Source organism: Cohnella mopanensis, assembly GCF_022352055.1.
Taxonomy (GTDB): Bacteria; Bacillota; Bacilli; order Paenibacillales; family Paenibacillaceae; genus Cohnella; species Cohnella mopanensis.
Genome location: NZ_JAKRWM010000032.1, coordinates 19639 through 40835 on the forward strand (window position 1 = coordinate 19639; position 21197 = coordinate 40835).

The following is a 21197-nucleotide window of genomic DNA, read 5'->3' on the forward strand; positions in this document are numbered from 1 at the left end:
TTCCTCGATGTTCAATAAGTACGATTTGCTTGTGCACTTACCAAAAAAAACCTCATCCATTCCCTTTCGGGAATAGAGAGGTTTCAAGTACTCATCCCTTGTATTGTGATACAAGTTGATGTAGTTTATCGACGATTCGATCTTCTACGTTGTCGTCCAAAGGAATGGCTTCTGTTGCATACTTCGCTAGCTCCTCATGATGTCCAATCATGACGGAGTGCTTCGCATTCATGAACATCGAAAGATCATTGGCATCATTGCCGAATGCGATGTAACTCCCCTTCTCTACGTTTAGTTTCATCAGACCGCCCCATTTATGAACGTCGGCGGGACTTATATCGAGTATGTCTTCGTTTTTGTGGTTATGTACAACTACGTTGAGCGCAGACACCTTTTCGGCAAATTGACTCATGTTACTTGCTGAAAGTATAAGTACCTTCACAATAGATGAGTGTGCCTCCACAGGGATTATTTTCGCTAATTTAGCACGATCCACATTGTTTAAGATGGGATGGTCCGGCGCTCCGGTATAGGAATAATCCCATTCTCCATCGATGAGGTAGGTGGTCTCATATTCGAGCATAAGTTGTTTGATTGCATTGATTTGATGATCGGAAAATGGCGTGGATAATATCAGCTGACCCTTCTGAGAAATCAGTGATCCGTTCCCCCCGATCATTGTATGTGCATGAAACCGATTGTCCAATATGGGGAATATGTCTCGTATCGGCCTTGCTGAGGCAAAAATAACAGAGTGACCGTTACGTTCTAGCAAATCCAAAACTCCCAATATTTTCTCGGTGATTGGTTTACCTTTAAAACAAATCGTACCGTCCAAATCAAAAACAAATTTCATTGTATGACCTCTCTCGTTTTCTCCAATCATATCAGCTTATTGTATAATAAAAAGGACCGATGTCCCAAAAAAGGAGCACGTAATGAAATCCATCATAGAACAAGATAATATAAAGCGTTATATCTCAAAGCATAACCTCGATCGAATATTTCCTGAACCTGACACCCTCCCCATTCAACTACGCGTATATGAACGGAACGAGTTAGTACTTAAGGAAGGAGATGAACTGGCGGGACTATATTTCCAAGTGGAAGGCCAAACAAAGGTATCGTCCAGTGTAGGGACAGGTAAATCATTACTTTTACGCTTTTGCCATCCTTTATCGGTCTTTGGAGATATCGAACTGATACAAAAAGTAGAGATACAGTCACAAGTTGAAGCTGTTCAACCGACGAGTTTTCTGTTTATCGACAAACGTACTGTTGAAATCGAATTAATGCGCGATCCCCATTTTTTGAATGAGCTTCTAAAGCATCTTTCTTATAAGCTCCAAACCTGTACAACGGCTTCAAGAATTAATCTGTTAGCTTCTGTAGAGGAACGGTTTGCGAGCTATTTGTTAACGATTCGACTGCAGAATGGTTTCGGTAAAGAAATTCAGACACCGCATATTCCTGAGATTGCATCCTTGATTGGCACTACGCCTCGTCATCTTAATCGAGTGATCAAGAAGCTTTCGAATGTGAAAATAATTAGGAAAGAGAAGAAAAACATATTCGTAATAGATTGGGAACGTTTGGATGAATTATCGAATGGTTTGCGGTACGAGTAAGCGGCTTCATGCAAAAAAAAGCGGCTGACAAAATTGTCAGCCGCCCGCAAAAACAATATATTTAGTTGTTTTTCTCCAGTACGGCAAAGTAATTATCTTCATAATCCGCAAAGTTAAATACTCTTCCGGAAGGCATAGTTACGATTTCACCGACTTTGATCTTTTTATTGGATAAGTCGGTATGTAATTGATCGAGATTTTCCGTAAAAAACATTAAAGAAGGCGTACCGAGATTTACTCCGGGTGACATTTTGGCAACGAAATCCTTATTATGAAGAATGATGCTAGTTTCCGAACCCTTTGCAGGAGCGACTTCAATCCATCTCAATCCTTGACCGTTATCTTCTTCGGAAATAACATTAAAGCCTACTACTTCTGTCCAAAATTCTCGTGCTTTATCTTGATTATTGACATACAACATAATTTGACCGAGTTTACTAATCAAAGATATCCACTCCCTAATTTAAGTAATAACCCCATTCGATGCACATAAATTATTGCCAAACTCGTTGCTTCTAATACTTACAGTAGGTGCACGTTTCTTTACAGTACAATCCTGCTGGCTAATATTATAGCATATAGAATAAGTCGTCCTCTCGATTACTCTCCCCTCTACTCCCATCCATCCCCATTTTCATTTTCGTGCTGCTGCTGATATGTTAATACTAAAGTCCTAAATCTAAGTGGAGTGGATGTAATGACCCTATTAATAGGATCCCATGTATCCATGGGTGGCAAAGAGATGTTATTGCAAGCTAGTAAAGAAGCTGCTTCCTATGGTGCCTCAACCTTCTTAATCTATACAGGTGCCCCGCAAAATTCGAAACGTAAACCGATTGATCAATATAATATAGAACGCGGTCACGCCCACATGAAACAACATGGCCTATCTAACATTGTCGTTCATGCACCCTTTCTCATTAACCTGGCAAATACGATAAACAAAGAGGTTTTCGAATTCGGCGTGACCTTTCTTCAAGACGAAATTAAACGGACCGAAAGCTTGCGATCCGAACAATTGGTCTTGCATCCAGGGTCACATGTGGGTGCCGGAAGCGATAAAGGAATCAAGCAAATTGTTAACGGATTAAATGAAGTTTTTACCGAGGATAGCCACGTGCAGGTATCTCTGGAAACGATGGCTGGTAAAGGCACGGAATGCGGTCGAAGTTTCGAAGAGCTCGAAAAAATCTTTGATGGAGTTTACCATAACGAACGCTTATCCGTCTGTATGGATACGTGTCATATTCACGATGCCGGATATGATATCGTCAATGATTTTGACGGCGTGCTTGAGCAGTTTGATCGTGTGTTAGGGATAGACAAATTGAAAGTCCTTCACATTAATGACTCTAAAAATGAACGAGGCTCAAGAAAAGATCGCCATGAAAATATCGGGCATGGACACATCGGTCTAAAGGCTCTTGATTATATCGTGCATCACCCTCAACTCGCACCTATTCCTAAACTATTGGAGACGCCATCCATTGGTGAAATAAAGTACAAAGATGCACCCTATAAACACGAAATCTCCCTGTTAAGAAGAGAACTATCCGAACCTATTACTAGATAGCAAAATAACTGAAACATATGGAATCAAGGCGATCCTCATCGCATTGGTTCTTTTTTTTCTTTACAAGGGCGTTTTTGTTTGCTAATATTGCGACATTCAATTGTTAACCAAACAACTGTATTGTGGTTAACAATTGAATAACGAATGGATGGTGATCATTGTGCTTACGGATTACGAACGGTTAACGGCTATGAATAAGCAGTATTTATGGCATCCTTTTACTCAAATGAAAGACTACAACAACTCTGATCCGCTCATTATCGAACGCGGTGAAGGCATCATGCTGTATGACGTCCAAGGGCGCGCTTATTATGACGGTTTCTCATCCGTATGGCTCAACGTGCACGGCCACAACGTGCCGGAGCTGAATCAGGCGATTACGGAACAGTTAGGCCGCGTTGCCCATTCCACCCTGCTTGGAATGGCCAATATACCGGCAATCGAGCTTGCAGAGAAATTGGCTAAGATCACTCCGGAAGGATTAAACAAAGTTTTTTACTCGGATTCAGGAGCGACCGGTGTCGAGATCGCAATCAAAATGGCGTTTCAATACTGGCATAACAAGGGGATACGGGGTAAAACGAAGTTTATTACGATGAATCAAGCGTATCACGGAGATACGATCGGCGCGGTAAGCGTCGGTGCGATTCCTCTGTATCATGACGTGTACCGCCCCATGCTATTTCCTTCTTACGTTATTCCCTATCCCTACGCTTATCGCCATGAGGGCGGCGAGGCGGAGGCATTGAAATCGACCCTATCCGCATTGCGTAATTTACTAGAGACGCAAGCGGATGAGATTGCGGCTCTAATTGTGGAGCCCATCGTGCAAGGAGCCAGCGGCATCATTGTCATGCCCCCGGGTTGCTTACGCCAGATGGCTGCCCTATGTCGCCAATATGGCGTACTGCTCATCGCCGACGAGGTGGCAACTGGTTTTGGCCGGACCGGCGCTATGTTCGCATGTGATCATGAAGATGTTTCGCCTGATTTGATGGTGATCGGCAAAGGGCTGACCGGCGGTTATTTGCCTGTAGCTGCGACGCTTGCGACCGACGAGGTGTATGATGCGTTCTATGCCGATTATGAACAACAGAAAACATTTTTCCACGGTCATTCCTACACAGGCAATCCGCTTGGCTGTGCCGTTGCTTTGGCCAGCTTAAAGCTATTTGAAGAGCGCAAATTAGTGGAAGGAGTAAGTGCAAAAGCTGCATTGGTCGAGCATAAGCTCGCACAACTTAAAGATCGCCCGCACGTCGGTGAAATCCGTCAAAAGGGACTCATGGTTGGAATAGAGCTAGTACGCGATAAGGAATCCAGAGAGCCGTACGATTGGGAAGATCGAATAGGCGTACTCGCGAGCTTGCGGGCCAGAGAACTCGGAATGCTGACGAGGCCGCTCGGCAATGTGATCGTCTTCATCCCTCCTCTTGCCAGCAATATAGCTGAACTGGATGCCATGACGGATATTTTGGTGGAATCTATCCGTCACGTCACTGAAGGCGGCGGAGCGAAATGAACAAAATGAATGATCAAGCGATACGGGGATTATTCGTGACAGGTACTGACACCGGCGTTGGGAAAACGGTTGTGACGGCAGCCCTTACCGCTATGCTCCGCGCCGAGGGGCTGAATGCCGGCGTCTGGAAGCCGATCCAATCCGGAGCACCGCTTGGCAGCGGACTTACCGACGCTGAACGGTTGCTGCATAGCACGGGAATTAACGAACGGCCAGAGTCAGTCGCGCCATTTACATTCGAAGCTCCGCTTACTCCTCTGCTCGCCGCAAAACAAGCTGGCGTGACATTAACGCTGAAGATCATCATCGACGCCGGCCGATCGCTCGCTAAACGATACGACGCGCTAATTATCGAAGGCGCGGGCGGCGTCGCCGTGCCGCTGACCAATGAGGCTATGGTTGTGGACTTAATCTCGGAGCTTCGCATTCCTGCCTTAATCGTGGCCCGTTCCGGTCTAGGGACGATTAATCATACGGTTATGACCGCTTCCTTCCTTCGGCATCGCGGAATTCCGATTGTTGGCGTCCTATTGAACGATGGCGAATTACCGGAGCCGAATGACGATCCGAGCATCGCTACGAATGCACAATTAATCGAACAGTTCAGCGGACTTAAGGTTCTCGGTCGGCTTCCCCGATTACACGCGGAAGCGACTTCAGAGACGTTGATACATACCGGACGAAATACAATAGATTTCGCGCCTATTCGAGAGGCAATAGCAGTTCAACTCATGGGAGGATGATTAAAATGAAAACAACTGAAGTCGAGATGGCATGGCAATCGCTTGCCAACAAAGCTTTGAACGGGCAATTGTTAACGCTTGAGGAAGGCCTCTCTGTGCTCGAAGCCGACAATGATGAAATATTGCCGCTCATGCAAGCTGCCTTTACGGTGAGAAAACATTATTACGGCAAAAAAGTAAAACTTAACATGATCATCAATGCTAAAAGCGGTCTGTGCCCCGAGGACTGCGGATACTGTTCGCAATCGATCGTGTCGACGGCACCTGTCCAGAAATACACCCTGCTCGACAAAGATACGTTGCTTTCAGGAGCACGCGAAGCGTTGGCAAGGAAAGCCGGAACCTATTGCATCGTAGCGGCCGGGAAAGGCCCGACAGACAAGGAACTTGATCAAGTGGTGGATGCGGTCAGAGAAATCCGTTCGACTATGCCGCTGAAAATATGCGCATGCCTGGGTATTCTGAAGGATGGTCAAGCCGAACGACTTGCCGAAGCCGGCGTACATCGATACAACCACAACTTAAACACGAGCAAAGCCAACTACCCGTCCATTACAACGACCCATACCTACGATCAACGGATTGAAACCGTGGAGAAGGTAAAATCATATGGCATGTCCCCCTGCTCCGGCGTCATTATAGGCATGGGCGAGACGAATCAAGAAATTGTGGAAATGGCTTTCGCGCTACGCGGACTTGATGCCGATTCGATTCCGATCAATTTTCTGAACGCGATTCCGGGAACTCCTCTGGAGCATGCAGGCCGAACGCCTTCGATGAAGGCGCTTAAGGTTCTAGCCCTATTTCGTTTCATTTGTCCGTCTAAAGAAATCCGCGTAGCGGGCGGGCGCGAGGTTAACCTTCGTACGTTACAGCCGTTGTCGCTGTTCGCCGCGAATTCGCTGTTTGTAGGCGATTATTTAACGACGGAAGGCCAAGACGTGTCGGCTGATCATCAAATCATTGAAGATTTGGGCTTTGAGATTGAATTAAACGCCCTTTAAGGCGGTGTCGACTATGAATTGGATGGATCAGGAACTTGAATTATTAGCCGGAGCTTCGTTGGAGCGTACATTGCGTATTAGTAAACCCGTCTTCGAATCTACCGGCTATATGGTGCGTGGAGAACGGATGCTGCTCAACCTATCCTCTAATGACTACCTTGGACTCGCTCAACATCCTGCCATACTCGAAGCGATGCGCGAAGCGTTGTTCACGGAAGGAGCAGGTTCAGGGGCTTCGCGCCTTGTGACGGGTAACCGTCTGCCCTATAGTCATCTTGAAACAGCGCTGGCCGATTGGCAAAACTGCGAAGCAGCTCTTGTTTTCGCCAATGGCTATATGGCTAATTCAGGTGTGATAAGCGCGCTTGTAAGCCGTGGAGATGTTGTGTTCAGCGATCAATTCAACCATGCGAGCATTGTGGACGGAATCGTATTAAGCCGCGCGGAGCATGCCAGGTACCGCCATAACGATATAGAACATTTGCGAATGCTATTGCATAAGTACCGTGATAAACGACGAAAGTTGATCGTTACCGATGCTGTCTTCTCGATGGATGGCGACCATGCCCCCTTACGTGAACTTGCTGCGCTTAAGCGCGAATACGGAGCGATGCTGATGGTCGATGAGGCGCATAGCGGAGGAATCTACGGGAACCGCGGAGAGGGATTATGCCATGAACTCGGGCTGCAAAATGATGTGGATATTCATATGGGCACATTCAGTAAATCATTCGGCGTCTACGGTGCATATATTTGCGGCAGCCACACCTTAATTCGATGGTTAGTGAACAAGGCAAGACCGCTCATCTATTCCACCGGGCTGCCTCCATCCATCGTAGCCGGTATTTCAAAAGCTTTAGATTTGGTACAAATCGAACAATGGCGCCGAGAAAGACTCTCTGCGGCAAGCCGATTATTCCGTTCCACGCTTAGCGACGCCGGTTTTAACATCGGTTGCGGAGATTCTCCTATTGTTCCGCTGATCGTTGGAGATAACGATAAGGCTCTTCGGTTCAGCGAAGAACTCGAAGCGGCAGGTATCGACGCGGTGGCCATCCGGCCCCCTACTGTGCCAGATCGCACTGCCCGAATCCGCTTCTCCTTATCTGCTGCTCATACCGATAAGGAACTCAATGATGCCGCCGAACTCATCCGCACGATCGGATTTCGATTAGGAGTGTTGAATCCATGAAGAACGGCACGATCTTATGGTTGAGCGGTTGGAGCATGCCGAGTACGGTTTTCGATCGGATTCGCGAACGACTGCCGGATTATCATCATCTTTCCGTTGATTACAGCGATGTCGATACTCCTGAGCAAATGCTGATCCGAACTGAAACAACTTGCAGGACAAGGGCTTTGCAAGATCAGCTATTGATTGGAGGGTGGTCTCTCGGGGCTTTACTTGCGCTAAGACTAGCGGCAAAAGGGTTCGCTGACGGACTTGTGTTAATGGCGGCAACAGCCTGTTTTACTCGCTCCAAAGAAAATTCGGATCTCGGCTGGGCAGATGCATACGTTAGGAAGATGATGACAGGGCTCGTACAAGATCGACAAGCCGTTGAACTAAACTTTCGTCATCTCCTGGGTACGGAGAGAGAATCCAAAGCCGGTATTGTTGAAAGCCTCCCTCCCATCGCTAGCTGGACGACCCCCGCTCTAATCGCAGGCCTTCAGATTTTGCGAAGCGAGGAATACCTATCTCAACTTCAGTCCATCCATTGTCCGGTTCTTCTAGTTCACGGAACTGAAGACAAGATTTGTCCCTATGGCGCTGCATTGGAGCTTAAAGCGCATTTACCTAAAGCAAAGTTACTCACCATCCCCGAGTGCGGACATGTCCCGTTCCTGGGAAGAGAAGATCATATCACTTGCGAAATAAGGAGCTGGTGGATTGAGCAGCAACATAAATAATATTCGGCGTCATTTTAACCGTAATGCCAATTCGTATGACGCTCATGCACATGTACAGCGTATGATGTCGGACGCTCTTTCAAAATCGTTAGTAGATTGGAAGAAGAACGAGGACTTAGACGGACTCGACATTGTTGAGATCGGGTGCGGCACGGGGAATCTGACCGAGATGGTTGTCAATGGATGGCCTACTGCGAGTATTACGGCAATCGATATCGCCCCTGTGATGATCCAATTGGCTGAACAACGTATTCGATCAGCTGCGGCATCGGATCGTTTACGCTTTCTTCAAACTGATGTGGAGATATGGGCACCTGATGTTCCGACGGCCACGGTTGATCTCATCGTATCTAATGCTTGTTTCCAATGGCTGGCCGATCCCTTGCAGACGTTAGGCCAACTTCGACGCATGCTTCGTCCAGGAGGATTGCTACTCTTCACGACATTCGGACCGGATACTTTCGGCGAGATGCATGAAGCCTTTAATGAAGTTTATCGAGCCAGCGGTATTAAACCGCAACGGCATGGGCTGTCTTTCCACACGACAGTCCAGTGGTTTAACATGCTTAAGGAATCTGGATTTTCAAACATTCAATATGAACGTACGATTCATACGGAAAAGTATGATTCGGCAAGTGATTTTCTTCATTCGGTTAAAGCGATGGGAGCCAGCGCTTCGGAAGCCGTTTCAATGCGTGGTCTCAGCACGCGACGCTTGTTCGCTAACATGTATAAGGTATACGAGGAGAAGTTCAGCATACCGGGAGGCGTTGCTGCCAGTTACGATCTCCTATTGATCCAAGCCTCCGCTGATCTCTAGTTCAACGAGATTTTATCAGATACGGCGGATGCCTTGTTTCGTTTGCGAGACCCTATGACAACCGGAATAAGTAAAAGGGCAAGGCATCCACCGCTAAGCGGAATCCTTATTAAAATTAAGCAACATACGATAAATCTCCAACAAAATGACATTCATGCTAAGCCAGACTCCACCAATAATATAACCCGAAGTTACATCGCTCGGATATTGAACGTTTAAGAAGATAAGGCTGATTCCTACCGCAAGACAAATAACGATAACCCCTAATACGGCCGCTATCCGCACGAATATTCCCCCGTAATGACGAAAAAGCAAATAAGCCGCAAATCCATAAACCGAAAACGAAAGCATCGTTTGTTGGCTTGGAAACCATAGCCGTAAACCTTCGTTTAACCCCAATCCTCCGAGAATCACGAATACTAATATTTTCAGTTCAAGAAACCGGTCTTTCCCTTTGAAACTAATCCACACACTGGTCAGGATGAACACTGGCACTAAATATATGTAAGATCCTAATAACGAGATTTCGTTCATGGTCCCTATCCAGCTCTGATCGAAGATTCTATGGATAAGGAATTGTGTCACTTCATCGAACACAGCAAATTCATGCGCGAGTAAATCCTCAATCAAACCGATTAGCAACGAGAGGAATAGAACAAAAACGGCTAAAGCGGCAATGATAATAAACTTCACTTTACCCATGGACCTGTAATGCTCGAAGCTTTGATTCAGGATGCCGATCATTTGATCTCGGATTTGTTTTTTCTTTTTGCGGTATACCTGAATGCAAAGATAAATGGCTATTAAAATGATACCTATAAGAATCAAATATCTATTGATCGCGTGGTGATAGATTTCCCATTTAGGTCCAAGCAACTTTCCAAGAGAAATGAACGTGCTTACCCAAATAAAAGCCCCTGAATACGCGTAAATGGCATATTGTCGAAATGACATTCGGGTAGTACCGGAAAATAAGCCGGTGATATGACGCACGCCGGGGATAAAGTATGAGATCAACAATAATCTGTTGCCATATCTTTGATACCAGCCAGACACGCTTCTCAACTTATCGGGACCAAAGTGAAATCGCGTTCCGTATTTTTCGAAAAACGGGGTTCCCAGCCGGTATCCGATCCAATAGGAGATAGTAACGCCGATACAGGTTCCAATTCCGCCAACCAAAATACAGATGAACCAATTCAGTTGGCCTTCGTAGACGATAAGCCCCGCGTAAGTCATTATGAATTCCCCTGGAAGAGGCAGAGCAATTAATTCAAGCATAAGAGCGAAAAATAAAACCCAGTAACCATAGTGTTCCAATAGACGACTAAAGAATTCCAGACCCCTCGCTCCTTCCCCGACCCTAGAGGCCACTAACGATACTTTCTCACGTCCAATTGATCAAGGCTTTTGAATTCATAACCTTTTTGTCTGGCATCATCGATGATTTTCCCTAAAGCTTTAGCGTTATCGCTGGAAACGGAATGCAGCAAGATTACTGCGCCGGGATGCAGCTGTTTCATCACATTCTCGTAAGCATTCATCCATCCTTTCTGTTGCTTCACGTCCCAATCTTTATAAGCAATCGACCAAAATACGTTAGTGTATCCAAGCTCCCGGCAAATACCTAGCATGCGGTCGTTGAAGATCCCCCTAGGCGGTCTTACGAAACGCATTTCTTGTTGGCCGGTTAAATTAGCGACTTCCTGTCTTACTTTTTCTAGCTCGTCCTTTATTTGTGAGGCGGACACTTGGGTCATATTCGGATGGCTCCATGAATGATTGCCGATTAAATGGTTTTCATTAACCATTCTTCTCACCAATTCGTTCTGATCTTTAACAAAATGGCCCGTTACGAAAAAAGCCGCGGGAACTTTCTTTTCCTTCAACACATCGAGTATTTGGGCAGTGTAACCATTCTCATACCCATTATCGAATGTCAGATACAGTTCCTTCTTCTCCGTATTTCCCAAAAAGATCGCTTCATGCTTTTGCAGCTTGTCCATAAAGCCTTCTTCGGCAATCGACGGGAGATTCCCCCCGCTGCTTTTCTTAAAACCAAAATGATAAGGTTGGTTTCCTTCAGCGGATGCCGGTATAGAGGGATATAAGAAATAAATGAAAGTAGCCATTATTATAACCGATTTGATCATTCGCTTCATCATCGATCACTCCTTGGTTGTATTCGCGAATATCATTCCACATTAGCGGTTAACATACTCATCATCATTTCCGTCAGGGGGAGGAATGTTCTTCACAATGTTCTTTACAATGCAGCGAATTATGGTCCTAATCACCGTAATCCTTTTTACATTGAATCCTTATAGCCCTGTAGACGCTGCTGTATCCCAATCGAAAACGGAGCTTGAGATCGTTCAATATGTCCAGGATTTATTCGATGCTCGTTCCCGATTTTTGCTGAGTAAAGATGATACGATGCTAAACAATTTCTATCTCTCTACGGAAAAAGCAAGCCGGCACGCCTTAAATCAGGAGAAGATTCGAAAGGAATACGTTAACGCTTGGGCGGCTCGCAGAAAAGTTCAATTCGTGCGTGCCCAAAGCCATGTTCGTGTTCCCCGCATTCGCATGGATGGAAAACTCGCCAAAGTATCCGTCGTCCAATCTCAACAACTAGAGTATACGTATCCAGAGCCCTTCTCTGTTTACCAATCGTTTGGTATCGGAACCCGTCATGCCTTGACATTGATCCAAAAAGACGGAAAATGGCACGTCCTCCGAGAGTGGTATTCCGATCCGCTTAACGAGAATCCGAAGCTAATATCCGACACAGACGATCGTTTTCCTAATCCTTTAATCCATGAACATTCGAGGCCAATGCATCTAAACAAAGCTAAATCCGGTTACCATCGCGACCGCGCAGTAGCTTATGCGAATAAATACGCAGGTGCCGCTTGGGGGGCCGGAAACAACTATCGCTACAATAAGAAGTATCGGGATTATACCTCGGACGGAGGAGACTGCACTAATTTTGCATCGCAGGTTATTGGCGATCCCATTGAAGGCGGCGGGTTACGGATGACCGCCAACTGGAGGTATTGGTTTCGATCCGGGGGGAGCCATACTTGGATTCAGACGGATCGTTTTAGCAAGTTTCTTCAAAACTCAGGATATGTGCGCATAATCGCCAAAGGAACTTTCGAAGAGATAACGAAACCGAGCGCAAACCATCCGTACGGCGACATTGGGGAATTAAAGCCCGGCGATTTAATTGCCTATATTCTTCATGGCAATGACGTGGACCATTTTGGCATATTAGTCGGATATGATGACTATGGCTATCCATTAGTGAATTCCCATACCGCAGATCGACATAGGGTGCCGTTCGATTTGGGTTGGGACCAAAACACCCGATATCAGCTTATCCATATTTTGGATTAGCATCTATTTGCATGTCAGAGCTGTTGCCTTATTTTGTAGAGGAAACGTATGCCCATGTAAATGCCAGCTCCTCCGAGGTAAATGACGATCTCTAGAGCCAGTGCCATTGGCTTCGATGAAGTAAGGCCTAGAAAAGATAGGGATAATAACGATGCGAAAATCATGATTCCAGCTAGAAACAAAAAATCCGCAATAAGCAGAGAAGGACGAAAAAAGACCGATCGAACCAGCTTTAGCGCTTGTAAATTCCATACCGCCGCAACGAGTTCCATGGACGTTAAAGCGATTGCGGCCCCCGCGTAACCGAATCCCGGGATTGGGATAAGAAAATATAGCAAAATAATCGTCGCGCATATCCCGGCAATAAGTCCCGCTAAAGGTACCTTTTTACGATCTTGAGCCCACAATATGCTTGTCGTTAATTCGCGGAATCCAACGATTAAGGGAATGAACGATAAATATTGAATCGGTTTAGCTGCTTCGGCGGTGCCGAAAAATAACGAAGAGATATCCTCTGAGTATTGATAGAGAAACAAGCCCGATGCCCACCCCCATATCCAACTCAATTCCATAGCCGCATATACTCGTCTGTAAAACTGGTTCATTCGGCCGTCCTGCCAATCGGCCACGATTTTCATAGTGATTGTATGAGACAATGCCGACGTAAGCAGGGTCGGCATGTAGACGATAATGACGGCCATTCCTGAGAGCACGCCGTACATAGCCATGGCTTCAGAAGCGGAATGGCCTGCTGTTTGTAACCTTTTTTGGATCAATACGGCATCGATTAGATCGGATGCGGGAATAAGAAGTCTCGTTAGTGCAATGAGTAAAGAAGTTTGAAAGACTACAGCGAACGCGGAATTTACGCGAGTGGTTTCGATCGGATTAGCGATGGCTTGAATAGGTTTTCGAGAAAACGCGCAAGCGAATATCAATAAAATGAAGGCGCACAAAGCACCCATGAATGTTCCGAGGATTCCCCCTCCCACCGCGGCTGAAAATCCGTTAGGGAGATACAACAAAACAAAAACGAGCATGGCTGCAATACGTACAGCTTGTTCCGTTAATTCCGATAATGCAATCATCCCGAAGCGTTCTAACCCTTGCAGGTAGCCTCGCAGCATATTGAGTAACGGAACGGCGAAAAGTGCCGGAGCTATACACCGAATTGCAAATCCAAGCTCGGAGTTACCTAGTAAACGTGCGATATCAGAAGAAAACCAAAAGGTAAGCAGACTGCTTATTCCACCTGCAACTATGATTGTTAATGAGAACGCTTTGAACAACAACCATCCCTGATCTCTATTTTTCGCGGTAAATAAAGCAAGAGTTGTCGGTAGTCCTCCCGTGATTATCATCAGAATCAATCCATAGTAAGAATAAGCGATTTGATAAAGCCCCACTCCTTCGGCCCCAACCAACCGCGTCAGGAAAATCCTTCCGATCAAACCGAAAATTTTTACAAGAAATATGGCGCTGCTACGTATTGCGGTTTGCTTGAAAAGAAGCGGCAATTTCAATGCCTTCACCCCGGTAGTCAAACTTGTCCTTAACGATTCTTATGACAAGAAGGTATCGGGTATGAAGTTATGAGAGAAAAAGGATGGATTATCGCTCCCTCCGTTCTCTTGCAAATCCGTCTAGCAATTCCGTTTATTTATTATAACTGTCAAGATTCTGTCATAAACCGTAAGCCGACTAGCTATTTCGAGTTATTTAGACGATCCTCCTTTCCGCTTATACTTTAATTGATTCCGATTGTTCGGTCTCGTCCGATATAACTTATTTTAACCAAAGGAGGATTTCATTATTGAGTAATAAAATGAGCAACTATTTATTTCCGTTAGCCCTGCTCGTTATTGTTATCTGTCTAGCCGTTTACTTTATTTATCAAGCAGAAGGCTCAAAATCCGCTTTGCCTGTCGTGAAATCCGCGCCTGATTTCGTCTTGCAGGACTGGGATGGCCAATCCGTGAACGCAAGCTCCAACAAAGGTAAAGTCGTCCTGATGGAATTCATGTTCACGAGCTGTCCTGATATTTGTCCGCTGACGACCTACAAGATGGTTCAACTTCAAGAACAACTGAAGCAGAAAGGTTTATTCGGGAATCAAGTCCAATTTGTCGCGGTGACATTCGATCCAGAGAACGACACCCCGGAAGTATTGCGTAAATATGCGCAGAGATTAAATATGGATGGTTCAGGATGGCGCATCCTTCGGGGCGATGAAGAGCAAACTAAGAAAATCGCGGCTGATTATGGCATTATGGTGCAAAATTTAGGCGAAGGGCAATTCGTACATACGGTAACTTCCCTCCAATTAATCGATTCCGAACAACGTATTCGCAAGGTCTATGAAATGGGAGAAGGAATGAAAAGCGAAGAAATCATGAAGGATATCGCTTCGCTTCTCTCCGAACAAACAAAATCCGATTCGTACCGGTAAGGAGGGATAAAATGTATACGCGGTTATTGGCTGTGCTGGTAGGCTTAGCTTGCGTCTTCGGAGTTTATTTAATAAGCACGGGGCTCCCTGACAAAGAAGAATCCGCTACTGGAGGCACAAAATTTATGGTACCTGAAAGAGCCGTGGATGCTCCTGCATCAGAGCAATTATACAAAAACATGTGCATTGCTTGTCATGGGGATCGGATGCAAGGAGCAGTTGGTCCAGAGCTCGCGCATATTGGCGCATCGATGACCAAAGAACAACTCTACAAGAAGATATCGGGAGGCGGCGGTGGAATGCCGGCCTTCGAGAATCGCTTGACTGAAGATCAACTAATAACGATCACCACCTGGCTCGCATCCCATAAGTAAGGCATGGAAGGAAAAAAGCCCGACTCAGCTTAACGAGTCGGGCTTTTAGTGTGATACACGGTTATTTCTGTAATCAATTTTGAAAATAGCCCTTCTCGTACGCATAACGGGTTAACTGGACGCGATTGTCCAAATGAAGCTTGTGAAGGATATTTTTGAGATGGTTTTTGACCGTATGCTCGGAAATATCCAATGTGGAGGAGATCTCTTTATTGGACATGCCTTTGGCAACCCATCTCAATATTTCTTGTTCCCTGGTCGTTAATGGACTATCTATCGCCTTTAACGTTTCCTTCTGTGAGAATTCCAACAGGATCCGTTGAGCCAATTCTCTGGATAGAGGCGCCTGATCATAGACCACAGCTCGTAAATATTCATGCCAGGCGGACGGATTTAGATTTTTCAACAAATAACCTTGCGCTCCTTTCTTTAGCGCTTCGAATAAGTGCGCGATGTCATCGGAAACGGTAACCATGACGATCTTCACGTAAGGGAATCTTGACTTGATCTCTTTGGTTGCCTCGAGCCCGTCCATCTCCCTCATATTGATATCCATAAGGATGAGGTCCGGCATCCATTCCTCCGTTAATCGAATGGCATCAAGCCCGCTATTCCCTTCCGCGACAATCTCAAAATTCGGATCGGAACGGAGAATGGTTCGGATTCCTTCTCTAGCATGAGCATGGTCATCTACGATAAGAACTCGGATGGATGGATTCATAAACTTTTCCTCCTTGGTCGATTATCAAGTTTGCAGCATCGACAGCAATTGGTCTCGATTCGTGATTTCCCCAATCCCGACTTGTCGAAGCTTCCCATCGGCAGCGATCACGAACGTTGCAGGCAGACCAACTATTCGATACAGCGTCGAGACTTTACCGGTAGCATCGATGACGACGGGAAAAGCGATACCCTGTAGCTTCAGAAATTCGTTAACCGTTCCTCTAGTTTCGCCTACATTAACCGATACTAATTGAAAATCTACTTCCTTACTGCGGAAAAGCTCATCTATAAGAGGCATCTCCTTGACGCAAGGCTTGCACCAGGACGCCCAGAAGTTTAACAGAACGGTTTGACCCCGATAGGAACCAAGGCTCACCTGCTCTCCGGCTGTATTTATCCTTTCGAAGTCAGGCGCTTCCCGTCCGATGGAGATGCTCCCCTTGACTTGCAAATCCTCGGATCGGTGTTCCGATATGAGCAGCCTGACAACGAAAATAAGGGCAATTAGAGCAATGACAACAGTTGTTACACTTACGATATTAAGATTTCCTGTTCGTTGTCTCATCTGAGCGCCTCTTGGAAAGCCGCATGTAGAGGATGATTACCGAAGCGAGCGCGATAGTGCTCTACGCTACCTTCACCGCAGTTTCTTCCTTGATTGAGAAATACGACATGATCCGCGACGTCTTCCGCTACCGGAAGCTGATGAGTGGAAAAAACGATCGCGTGACCTGCCTGTTTGATGTCCTTAATCAATTGAACGAACTCACTCATCCAGTATGGATCGAGTCCATTGGTAGGTTCGTCCATAATCAAAAGCGGAGGGTTGGCTAATAGGGATTGGGCGAACAACAGACGCTGCCGCATGCCCTTAGAGAACGTAAGCACTTTATTATTTTTTTTGTCCTCGAGTCCTACCATCGCCATTGTATCCAGAACACGTTGCTTAGGTACGGAACGCAAGGCCGCCCAGAAGGACAAAGCTTCGAAGGCAGATAAACCCGCGCTGAATTGGTAATCGTCGGGCATGTAACCAATTTGCTTAGCGAATGCTGCCCTGTCTTTTTTCCACGCCAGTCCATTTACGCTAATCTCGCCAGTGCTAGGTTGAAGGATTCCCGCAACCATTCGGAGTATCGTACTCTTCCCTGCGCCATTGCCTCCGCATAAGGCAAGGACTTCTCCTCGATGGATCTTCAGATCGATAGGCTCCACGAGCGTTTGCTTCTTGATCGTCTTGCTGATGCCGGATACTTTAACGAGCGGTTCATCCACGCGAACGCCCCCTTTCCCATATCCAATAGACTAAACCCATAGATATAACAATCCATGCGATACAGACGCCCAAGAATAGAAAAGTACCGGAAGATTGGCGTACCCAATTTACCCATTCATAATATTCCGGCCCGAGGACGGAACCTCCTCCGAGCTTAATTACGACGAATAACCGGACTAACTCCGCTGGATTAACGAATGTCAAAGCGACCAAGATCGGTTTGATCCACAAGTAAGGCAAGCTTCCTAATATCGCAATCAGTATCGTAGACCAACCTACAACGAGGAAAAACCAAATGGCAACGCTGTTTGTCATCGCCTGCCATCGGTTTCTCGATAGAGAGCCTACGATCATGGCAATAGCCAGGAATAATAATACCAATCCAACCGAGAATGCCAAAAATAAGAAGTAGGTTTCGAAGTCAAAGCCGGTCCCCGCAATTTGACCAACGATCCCCAGAACTCCATATCCAAAGGCGACGATCGTAATCAGAACAACGGATAAGCCGATATATTTACCCGCAATGAACGACAACGTGCCGAGAGGATAAGTGGATAATAATTGCCAACTCCCTTCCTCCTTCTCCGCGGTTAAGGAGAAGGAACCAAGAAACAAAGTCATTAAGGGCAGCAAGTAAAGAATGAGGCTAAGCATAGAACCCGTTGTTCCCGAGTATCCTTGCACAATGTTCTGGGAGTTAATGAATATCAAACAAAGACTGAATATGGAAAACAGGGCCAAGAAGGAATAGGCCCATGGATTCCGAAAACCGATTTTTAATTCGCGCTTAGCGACCTGCAGCATATCGGCCATCATTATTTCTCCGTCATTTCCATAGAATCGCCGCTCATAACACTGTTCATATCACCGTCACCGTGCATATCTCCCATGTTCATACTTTCTTTATTTTGTTCCCACGTGTGAGAGACCAGCTCATCCGCTTTCATCAGCTTCCCTACGCCTTGCTCCGCGATGAAATCTTCAGCGGCCTTCTTGTCCTTGAAGCTTACGATGCCATACGCCATGGGCGTGCGAAGCGATGCATCGTATACATAAGTCGCTTTCTTGTATTCAACCCATTCCTTGTCATTATAATCGCGGACATAATCCATTCCGATGTTTTCCGTTCCGTTCGTCTTCTTCCATTCATTCATGCAGCCGATATCATCAAATTTGTACGTTTTCCCATCCTTAGTCGTGAGCTGCGTGGCGTAAGCATCGTCTTTGACTTGCATCTTGCAAATAGCGCATACATCGACTTCTTCATTAATGGGAACCGCCTCGTATTTTTTCCCTCCGCAAGCAGTCAATACTGCAATCGCCAATACAAGAGTTAAACCCAATGTCCATTTTTTCATTTTCTATGAACCCCTTTGTATATGATGGTTAGTGAAGCACTTAGTAAAATCAAACTTGCGATCCACACGTAGGATCGAGTTTCTTGCGGAAGATTAGTTCTATCCGCCAATGCGGGTGGTAGGCTCATCAGAGGAGTACGATCCGTTGCCCAATTATCCTTATCGTTCATAAACAAATTGCTCAAGTAAATCATTCCTGGAGATTGAAAAAAAAGCTGAAAAGCCGGAGTCTTCTGAATCAACCGTTGATAAAAAGGGTTTATCGCATAGGAGATATCGCTCAATCCGTCATCATTGACGTCCAGCCCCTGAACGGAGTCCCAATAATTACTATCCAAACGATTGCCGCTGCTCTCCAGCGCTTCGGCTTCGATCACGTTTGCGATCAACTGGTTATGATTAAATCGGTTGTCACTCGACTCCAAAAATTGGATTCCCATGAAATTTCGCAGGACGGAGTTATTTCTTAATTCGTTGTTTGAAGATTGTTCCATATAAATTCCGACCCGGTTACCTTCGACTACATTGTCTTCAATTAGTGAGGTCTGGACATCGAACAATAATAGGCCTTGTGAGTTCACGTTCTCGCTTTGTTTCCGAAATGAATTATTGGAAACGACAGCGTCTCGAACTCCCATGATCATTGCTCCCGTGACGTTATACTCCCCTTGATTGCCTATAATGCGGGTCCCATCCGTATACATGCAATGAATACCGTAACGCGAGCGGTATATGAGATTGTTCGCGACGTTCGAACGATGGCTGTTCTCGAGATAGATCCCGTCTCTCATATCCGATATTTCATTTGCTTCAATCCTGTTGTCATGAGAATCGTAAAGGTCAATGCCATTGTTCTTCTTACTCATGCTTGCTCTTTCGTTGTTATTTGCCCCTGACCACACAATCCGGTTATTTTTGATTATTCCTTCGTTCGCATTTCGAAGCAAAATGCCAAATCCGCGTGTCTCGATCGAAAGATTGTCTAGAGATACGTGATCAGAGTTAACGATAATGGCTGACGAATCACCTGCTAACCGTTGAACTATCGAAATTCCCTCAATTGCGACTTGATTAGATCGAATATCGATAACCGTAGGCTTACCATCAGCGGTTACGACTGTGTGGCGACTCCCTTTGATCGTCAGTTGCTTATTTATGATAGCCGGTCCAAGGTATTTCCCGTCTTCTAGAACGATCGTATCGCCTGGCATTGCGTTGTCTATCAGCAGCTGTAACGCTTTTGCAGGCGCTTCCGTTGTATTCGCTTGAGCCGAACCGAACAACGAAGAAGCAACGGAAACGAACAGGATTGCAATTGTTAGTCTCATCCACTTCATGAATTTGTTTTTCATTCCCTCACAACCACGGGTTTCTTTTTCGTAATATGAATATCTTGATTGTATAGATGGATATAAACATCGTAATTAGCCGCTTTCTTAAATACATACGGAGCTGTGTATTGTCCTTTCCCCAAAGATTCAACCTCTTGAATCAAATCGGGTAAGCTCTTATTATCCGTATTGCGGATTTCAAACTGAACTTCAGTGTTTTTCTCATCCACTAAACCCGTGATAGTGACTTGTAGTTTCGTTTCTTCCCCCGAATGAACCTGTGCAGGTACCGTGATTAGATCAACTTTTACAGCCTTGGGATCTTGGTCCCCCTTGATCGTAGATGAAGAACAAGCCGATAATACGGCTACAGCCACGCTTAAAGTTAACAGCATCCTACCTAGTCTATTTTTCATTTACTCACCCCGATTCAACAACTATGTTTCTTTACTATTCTAGAACGGAACCCAATTTATTACATAACTCGATAGGGCTATAACCGATGTCATTCTTGTGACAGATAGCTCATGACGGAGTTGCCTCATTGGAATGGCTCTCTCTTTTTTCATAATGTCTAACCCGCAATAGAGACACGAAAATGAGAATGAAGGCGCTTAGAGCTAACATAGGAACCGTAAGGAATCCAAAAGCATTTAATACATCCTCTTGACACGATACTGGTCCGCAAGACGCAGTGGCCCCCTCGTGCGGCATCTCTTGTACGAAAATATGATACGATGAGATCAGGCCGCCTATAATAACCAACGGCAAGGCATATGTAACTATAAAAGTATGTTTGCGAGCGGAAGCCAAGCCTAACAGTATCGTCAATGGATACATGAAAATTCGCTGAAACCAACACAAGCTGCAAGGCGTAAAATGCAAATATTCACTGAGATATAGACTTCCTAGAGTAGCGACTACCGATACTGCCCACGCATAAAAAATCCACGAGTTTTTCTTGGTTTGACTGTTCATCCGATTCCACCCCAATAGATTTGTCGTATCACAAGCTAACTATACCCTGCTTCAAAGGTGCTTAAAATGACTCATAAGGGCTATAACTAATAACCAAAAAAC

General features: G+C 45.6%; 24 protein-coding genes. 11 read left to right on the top strand and 13 right to left on the bottom strand.

Features of this window, described 5'->3' with window-relative positions; genetic code table 11:
* Positions 1-91 precede the first annotated feature (91 nt).
* Positions 92-856: an HAD-IIB family hydrolase gene (locus L3D05_RS25700; protein ID WP_239619223.1), complete on the bottom strand. Its 765-nt coding sequence runs from the start codon at positions 854-856 to the stop codon at positions 92-94.
* Between the two features lie 82 nt (positions 857-938).
* On the opposite strand from L3D05_RS25700, the gene L3D05_RS25705 reads away from it, so the two are divergent.
* Positions 939-1628 carry a Crp/Fnr family transcriptional regulator gene (locus tag L3D05_RS25705; protein WP_239619224.1) on the top strand — a complete coding sequence of 230 codons (690 nt, stop codon included), beginning with the start codon at positions 939-941 and terminating at the stop codon, positions 1626-1628.
* 61 nt (positions 1629-1689) lie between these two features.
* On the opposite strand, the gene L3D05_RS25710 is transcribed toward L3D05_RS25705, so the two are convergent.
* Positions 1690-2073: a VOC family protein gene (locus tag L3D05_RS25710; RefSeq protein ID WP_239619225.1), complete on the bottom strand. Its 384-nt coding sequence runs from the start codon at positions 2071-2073 to the stop codon at positions 1690-1692.
* Between the two features lie 252 nt (positions 2074-2325).
* Here L3D05_RS25710 and L3D05_RS25715 point away from each other — a divergent pair, with 252 nt between their 5' ends.
* From L3D05_RS25715 to bioC, 7 genes are all read left to right on the top strand, one after another.
* Positions 2326-3201 (top strand): deoxyribonuclease IV, encoded by an 876-nt coding sequence (locus L3D05_RS25715; protein ID WP_239619226.1) that lies wholly within the window; start codon positions 2326-2328, stop codon positions 3199-3201.
* A 148-nt stretch (positions 3202-3349) separates the two neighbouring features.
* Positions 3350-4723, top strand: coding sequence for an adenosylmethionine--8-amino-7-oxononanoate transaminase (bioA, locus tag L3D05_RS25720; RefSeq protein WP_239619260.1), 1374 nt, complete (start codon positions 3350-3352; stop codon positions 4721-4723).
* Positions 4720-5466, top strand: a complete 747-nt coding sequence (gene bioD, locus L3D05_RS25725; protein WP_239619227.1) for a dethiobiotin synthase — start codon at positions 4720-4722, stop codon at positions 5464-5466. The genes bioA and bioD overlap by 4 nt, the downstream gene beginning before the upstream one ends.
* 5 nt (positions 5467-5471) lie before the next feature.
* Positions 5472-6470 carry a biotin synthase BioB gene (gene bioB, locus L3D05_RS25730; protein WP_239619228.1) on the top strand — a complete coding sequence of 333 codons (999 nt, stop codon included), beginning with the start codon at positions 5472-5474 and terminating at the stop codon, positions 6468-6470.
* A gap of 13 nt (positions 6471-6483) precedes the next feature.
* Positions 6484-7662, top strand: a complete 1179-nt coding sequence (bioF, locus tag L3D05_RS25735) for an 8-amino-7-oxononanoate synthase (RefSeq protein WP_239619229.1) — start codon at positions 6484-6486, stop codon at positions 7660-7662.
* Positions 7659-8384, top strand: a complete 726-nt coding sequence (locus L3D05_RS25740) for an alpha/beta fold hydrolase (RefSeq protein ID WP_239619230.1) — start codon at positions 7659-7661, stop codon at positions 8382-8384. Before bioF ends, L3D05_RS25740 begins: the two co-directional genes overlap by 4 nt.
* On the top strand, positions 8365-9204 hold the full coding sequence (bioC, locus tag L3D05_RS25745) for a malonyl-ACP O-methyltransferase BioC (protein WP_239619231.1): 840 nt from the start codon (positions 8365-8367) through the stop codon (positions 9202-9204). Before L3D05_RS25740 ends, bioC begins: the two co-directional genes overlap by 20 nt.
* Positions 9205-9297: 93 nt before the next feature.
* Here the strand turns inward: bioC and L3D05_RS25750 are convergent, their stop codons facing one another.
* Both L3D05_RS25750 and pdaA read right to left on the bottom strand, forming a co-directional pair.
* Complete coding sequence (locus L3D05_RS25750) at positions 9298-10485, bottom strand: VTT domain-containing protein (protein ID WP_255807883.1); 1188 nt, start codon at positions 10483-10485, stop codon at positions 9298-9300.
* Between the two features lie 92 nt (positions 10486-10577).
* Positions 10578-11336 (bottom strand): delta-lactam-biosynthetic de-N-acetylase, encoded by a 759-nt coding sequence (gene pdaA / locus L3D05_RS25755; RefSeq protein ID WP_239619261.1) that lies wholly within the window; start codon positions 11334-11336, stop codon positions 10578-10580.
* 127 nt (positions 11337-11463) lie between these two features.
* Between pdaA and L3D05_RS25760 the strand changes: the two genes are divergently transcribed.
* Entirely contained in the window at positions 11464-12606 is a 1143-nt protein-coding gene (locus tag L3D05_RS25760) for an amidase domain-containing protein (protein WP_239619233.1), read from the top strand.
* Positions 12607-12620: 14 nt separating this feature from the next.
* On the opposite strand, the gene L3D05_RS25765 is transcribed toward L3D05_RS25760, so the two are convergent.
* Positions 12621-14129, bottom strand: coding sequence for an oligosaccharide flippase family protein (locus L3D05_RS25765; RefSeq protein ID WP_255807886.1), 1509 nt, complete (start codon positions 14127-14129; stop codon positions 12621-12623).
* A 290-nt stretch (positions 14130-14419) separates the two neighbouring features.
* On the opposite strand from L3D05_RS25765, the gene L3D05_RS25770 reads away from it, so the two are divergent.
* Entirely contained in the window at positions 14420-15055 is a 636-nt protein-coding gene (locus tag L3D05_RS25770) for an SCO family protein (RefSeq protein ID WP_239619235.1), read from the top strand.
* An 11-nt stretch (positions 15056-15066) separates the two neighbouring features.
* Positions 15067-15429 carry a c-type cytochrome gene (locus L3D05_RS25775; RefSeq protein WP_239619236.1) on the top strand — a complete coding sequence of 121 codons (363 nt, stop codon included), beginning with the start codon at positions 15067-15069 and terminating at the stop codon, positions 15427-15429.
* A gap of 73 nt (positions 15430-15502) precedes the next feature.
* On the opposite strand, the gene L3D05_RS25780 is transcribed toward L3D05_RS25775, so the two are convergent.
* From L3D05_RS25780 to L3D05_RS25815, 8 genes are all read right to left on the bottom strand, one after another.
* Entirely contained in the window at positions 15503-16150 is a 648-nt protein-coding gene (locus L3D05_RS25780) for a response regulator (RefSeq protein ID WP_239619237.1), read from the bottom strand.
* 24 nt (positions 16151-16174) lie between these two features.
* On the bottom strand, positions 16175-16717 hold the full coding sequence (locus tag L3D05_RS25785; RefSeq protein ID WP_239619238.1) for a TlpA family protein disulfide reductase: 543 nt from the start codon (positions 16715-16717) through the stop codon (positions 16175-16177).
* Positions 16714-17427: an ABC transporter ATP-binding protein gene (locus L3D05_RS25790; RefSeq protein WP_239619239.1), complete on the bottom strand. Its 714-nt coding sequence runs from the start codon at positions 17425-17427 to the stop codon at positions 16714-16716. Before L3D05_RS25790 ends, L3D05_RS25785 begins: the two co-directional genes overlap by 4 nt.
* Positions 17420-18241: an ABC transporter permease gene (locus L3D05_RS25795; RefSeq protein ID WP_239619240.1), complete on the bottom strand. Its 822-nt coding sequence runs from the start codon at positions 18239-18241 to the stop codon at positions 17420-17422. Before L3D05_RS25795 ends, L3D05_RS25790 begins: the two co-directional genes overlap by 8 nt.
* A gap of 2 nt (positions 18242-18243) precedes the next feature.
* Positions 18244-18786, bottom strand: coding sequence for a nitrous oxide reductase accessory protein NosL (locus L3D05_RS25800; RefSeq protein WP_239619241.1), 543 nt, complete (start codon positions 18784-18786; stop codon positions 18244-18246).
* Positions 18783-20138: a right-handed parallel beta-helix repeat-containing protein gene (locus L3D05_RS25805; protein ID WP_239619242.1), complete on the bottom strand. Its 1356-nt coding sequence runs from the start codon at positions 20136-20138 to the stop codon at positions 18783-18785. The genes L3D05_RS25800 and L3D05_RS25805 overlap by 4 nt, the downstream gene beginning before the upstream one ends.
* On the bottom strand, positions 20135-20533 hold the full coding sequence (locus tag L3D05_RS25810) for a hypothetical protein (protein WP_239619243.1): 399 nt from the start codon (positions 20531-20533) through the stop codon (positions 20135-20137). The genes L3D05_RS25805 and L3D05_RS25810 overlap by 4 nt, the downstream gene beginning before the upstream one ends.
* A 109-nt stretch (positions 20534-20642) precedes the next feature.
* Positions 20643-21095, bottom strand: a complete 453-nt coding sequence (locus L3D05_RS25815) for a disulfide oxidoreductase (RefSeq protein ID WP_239619244.1) — start codon at positions 21093-21095, stop codon at positions 20643-20645.
* Positions 21096-21197 lie beyond the last annotated feature (102 nt).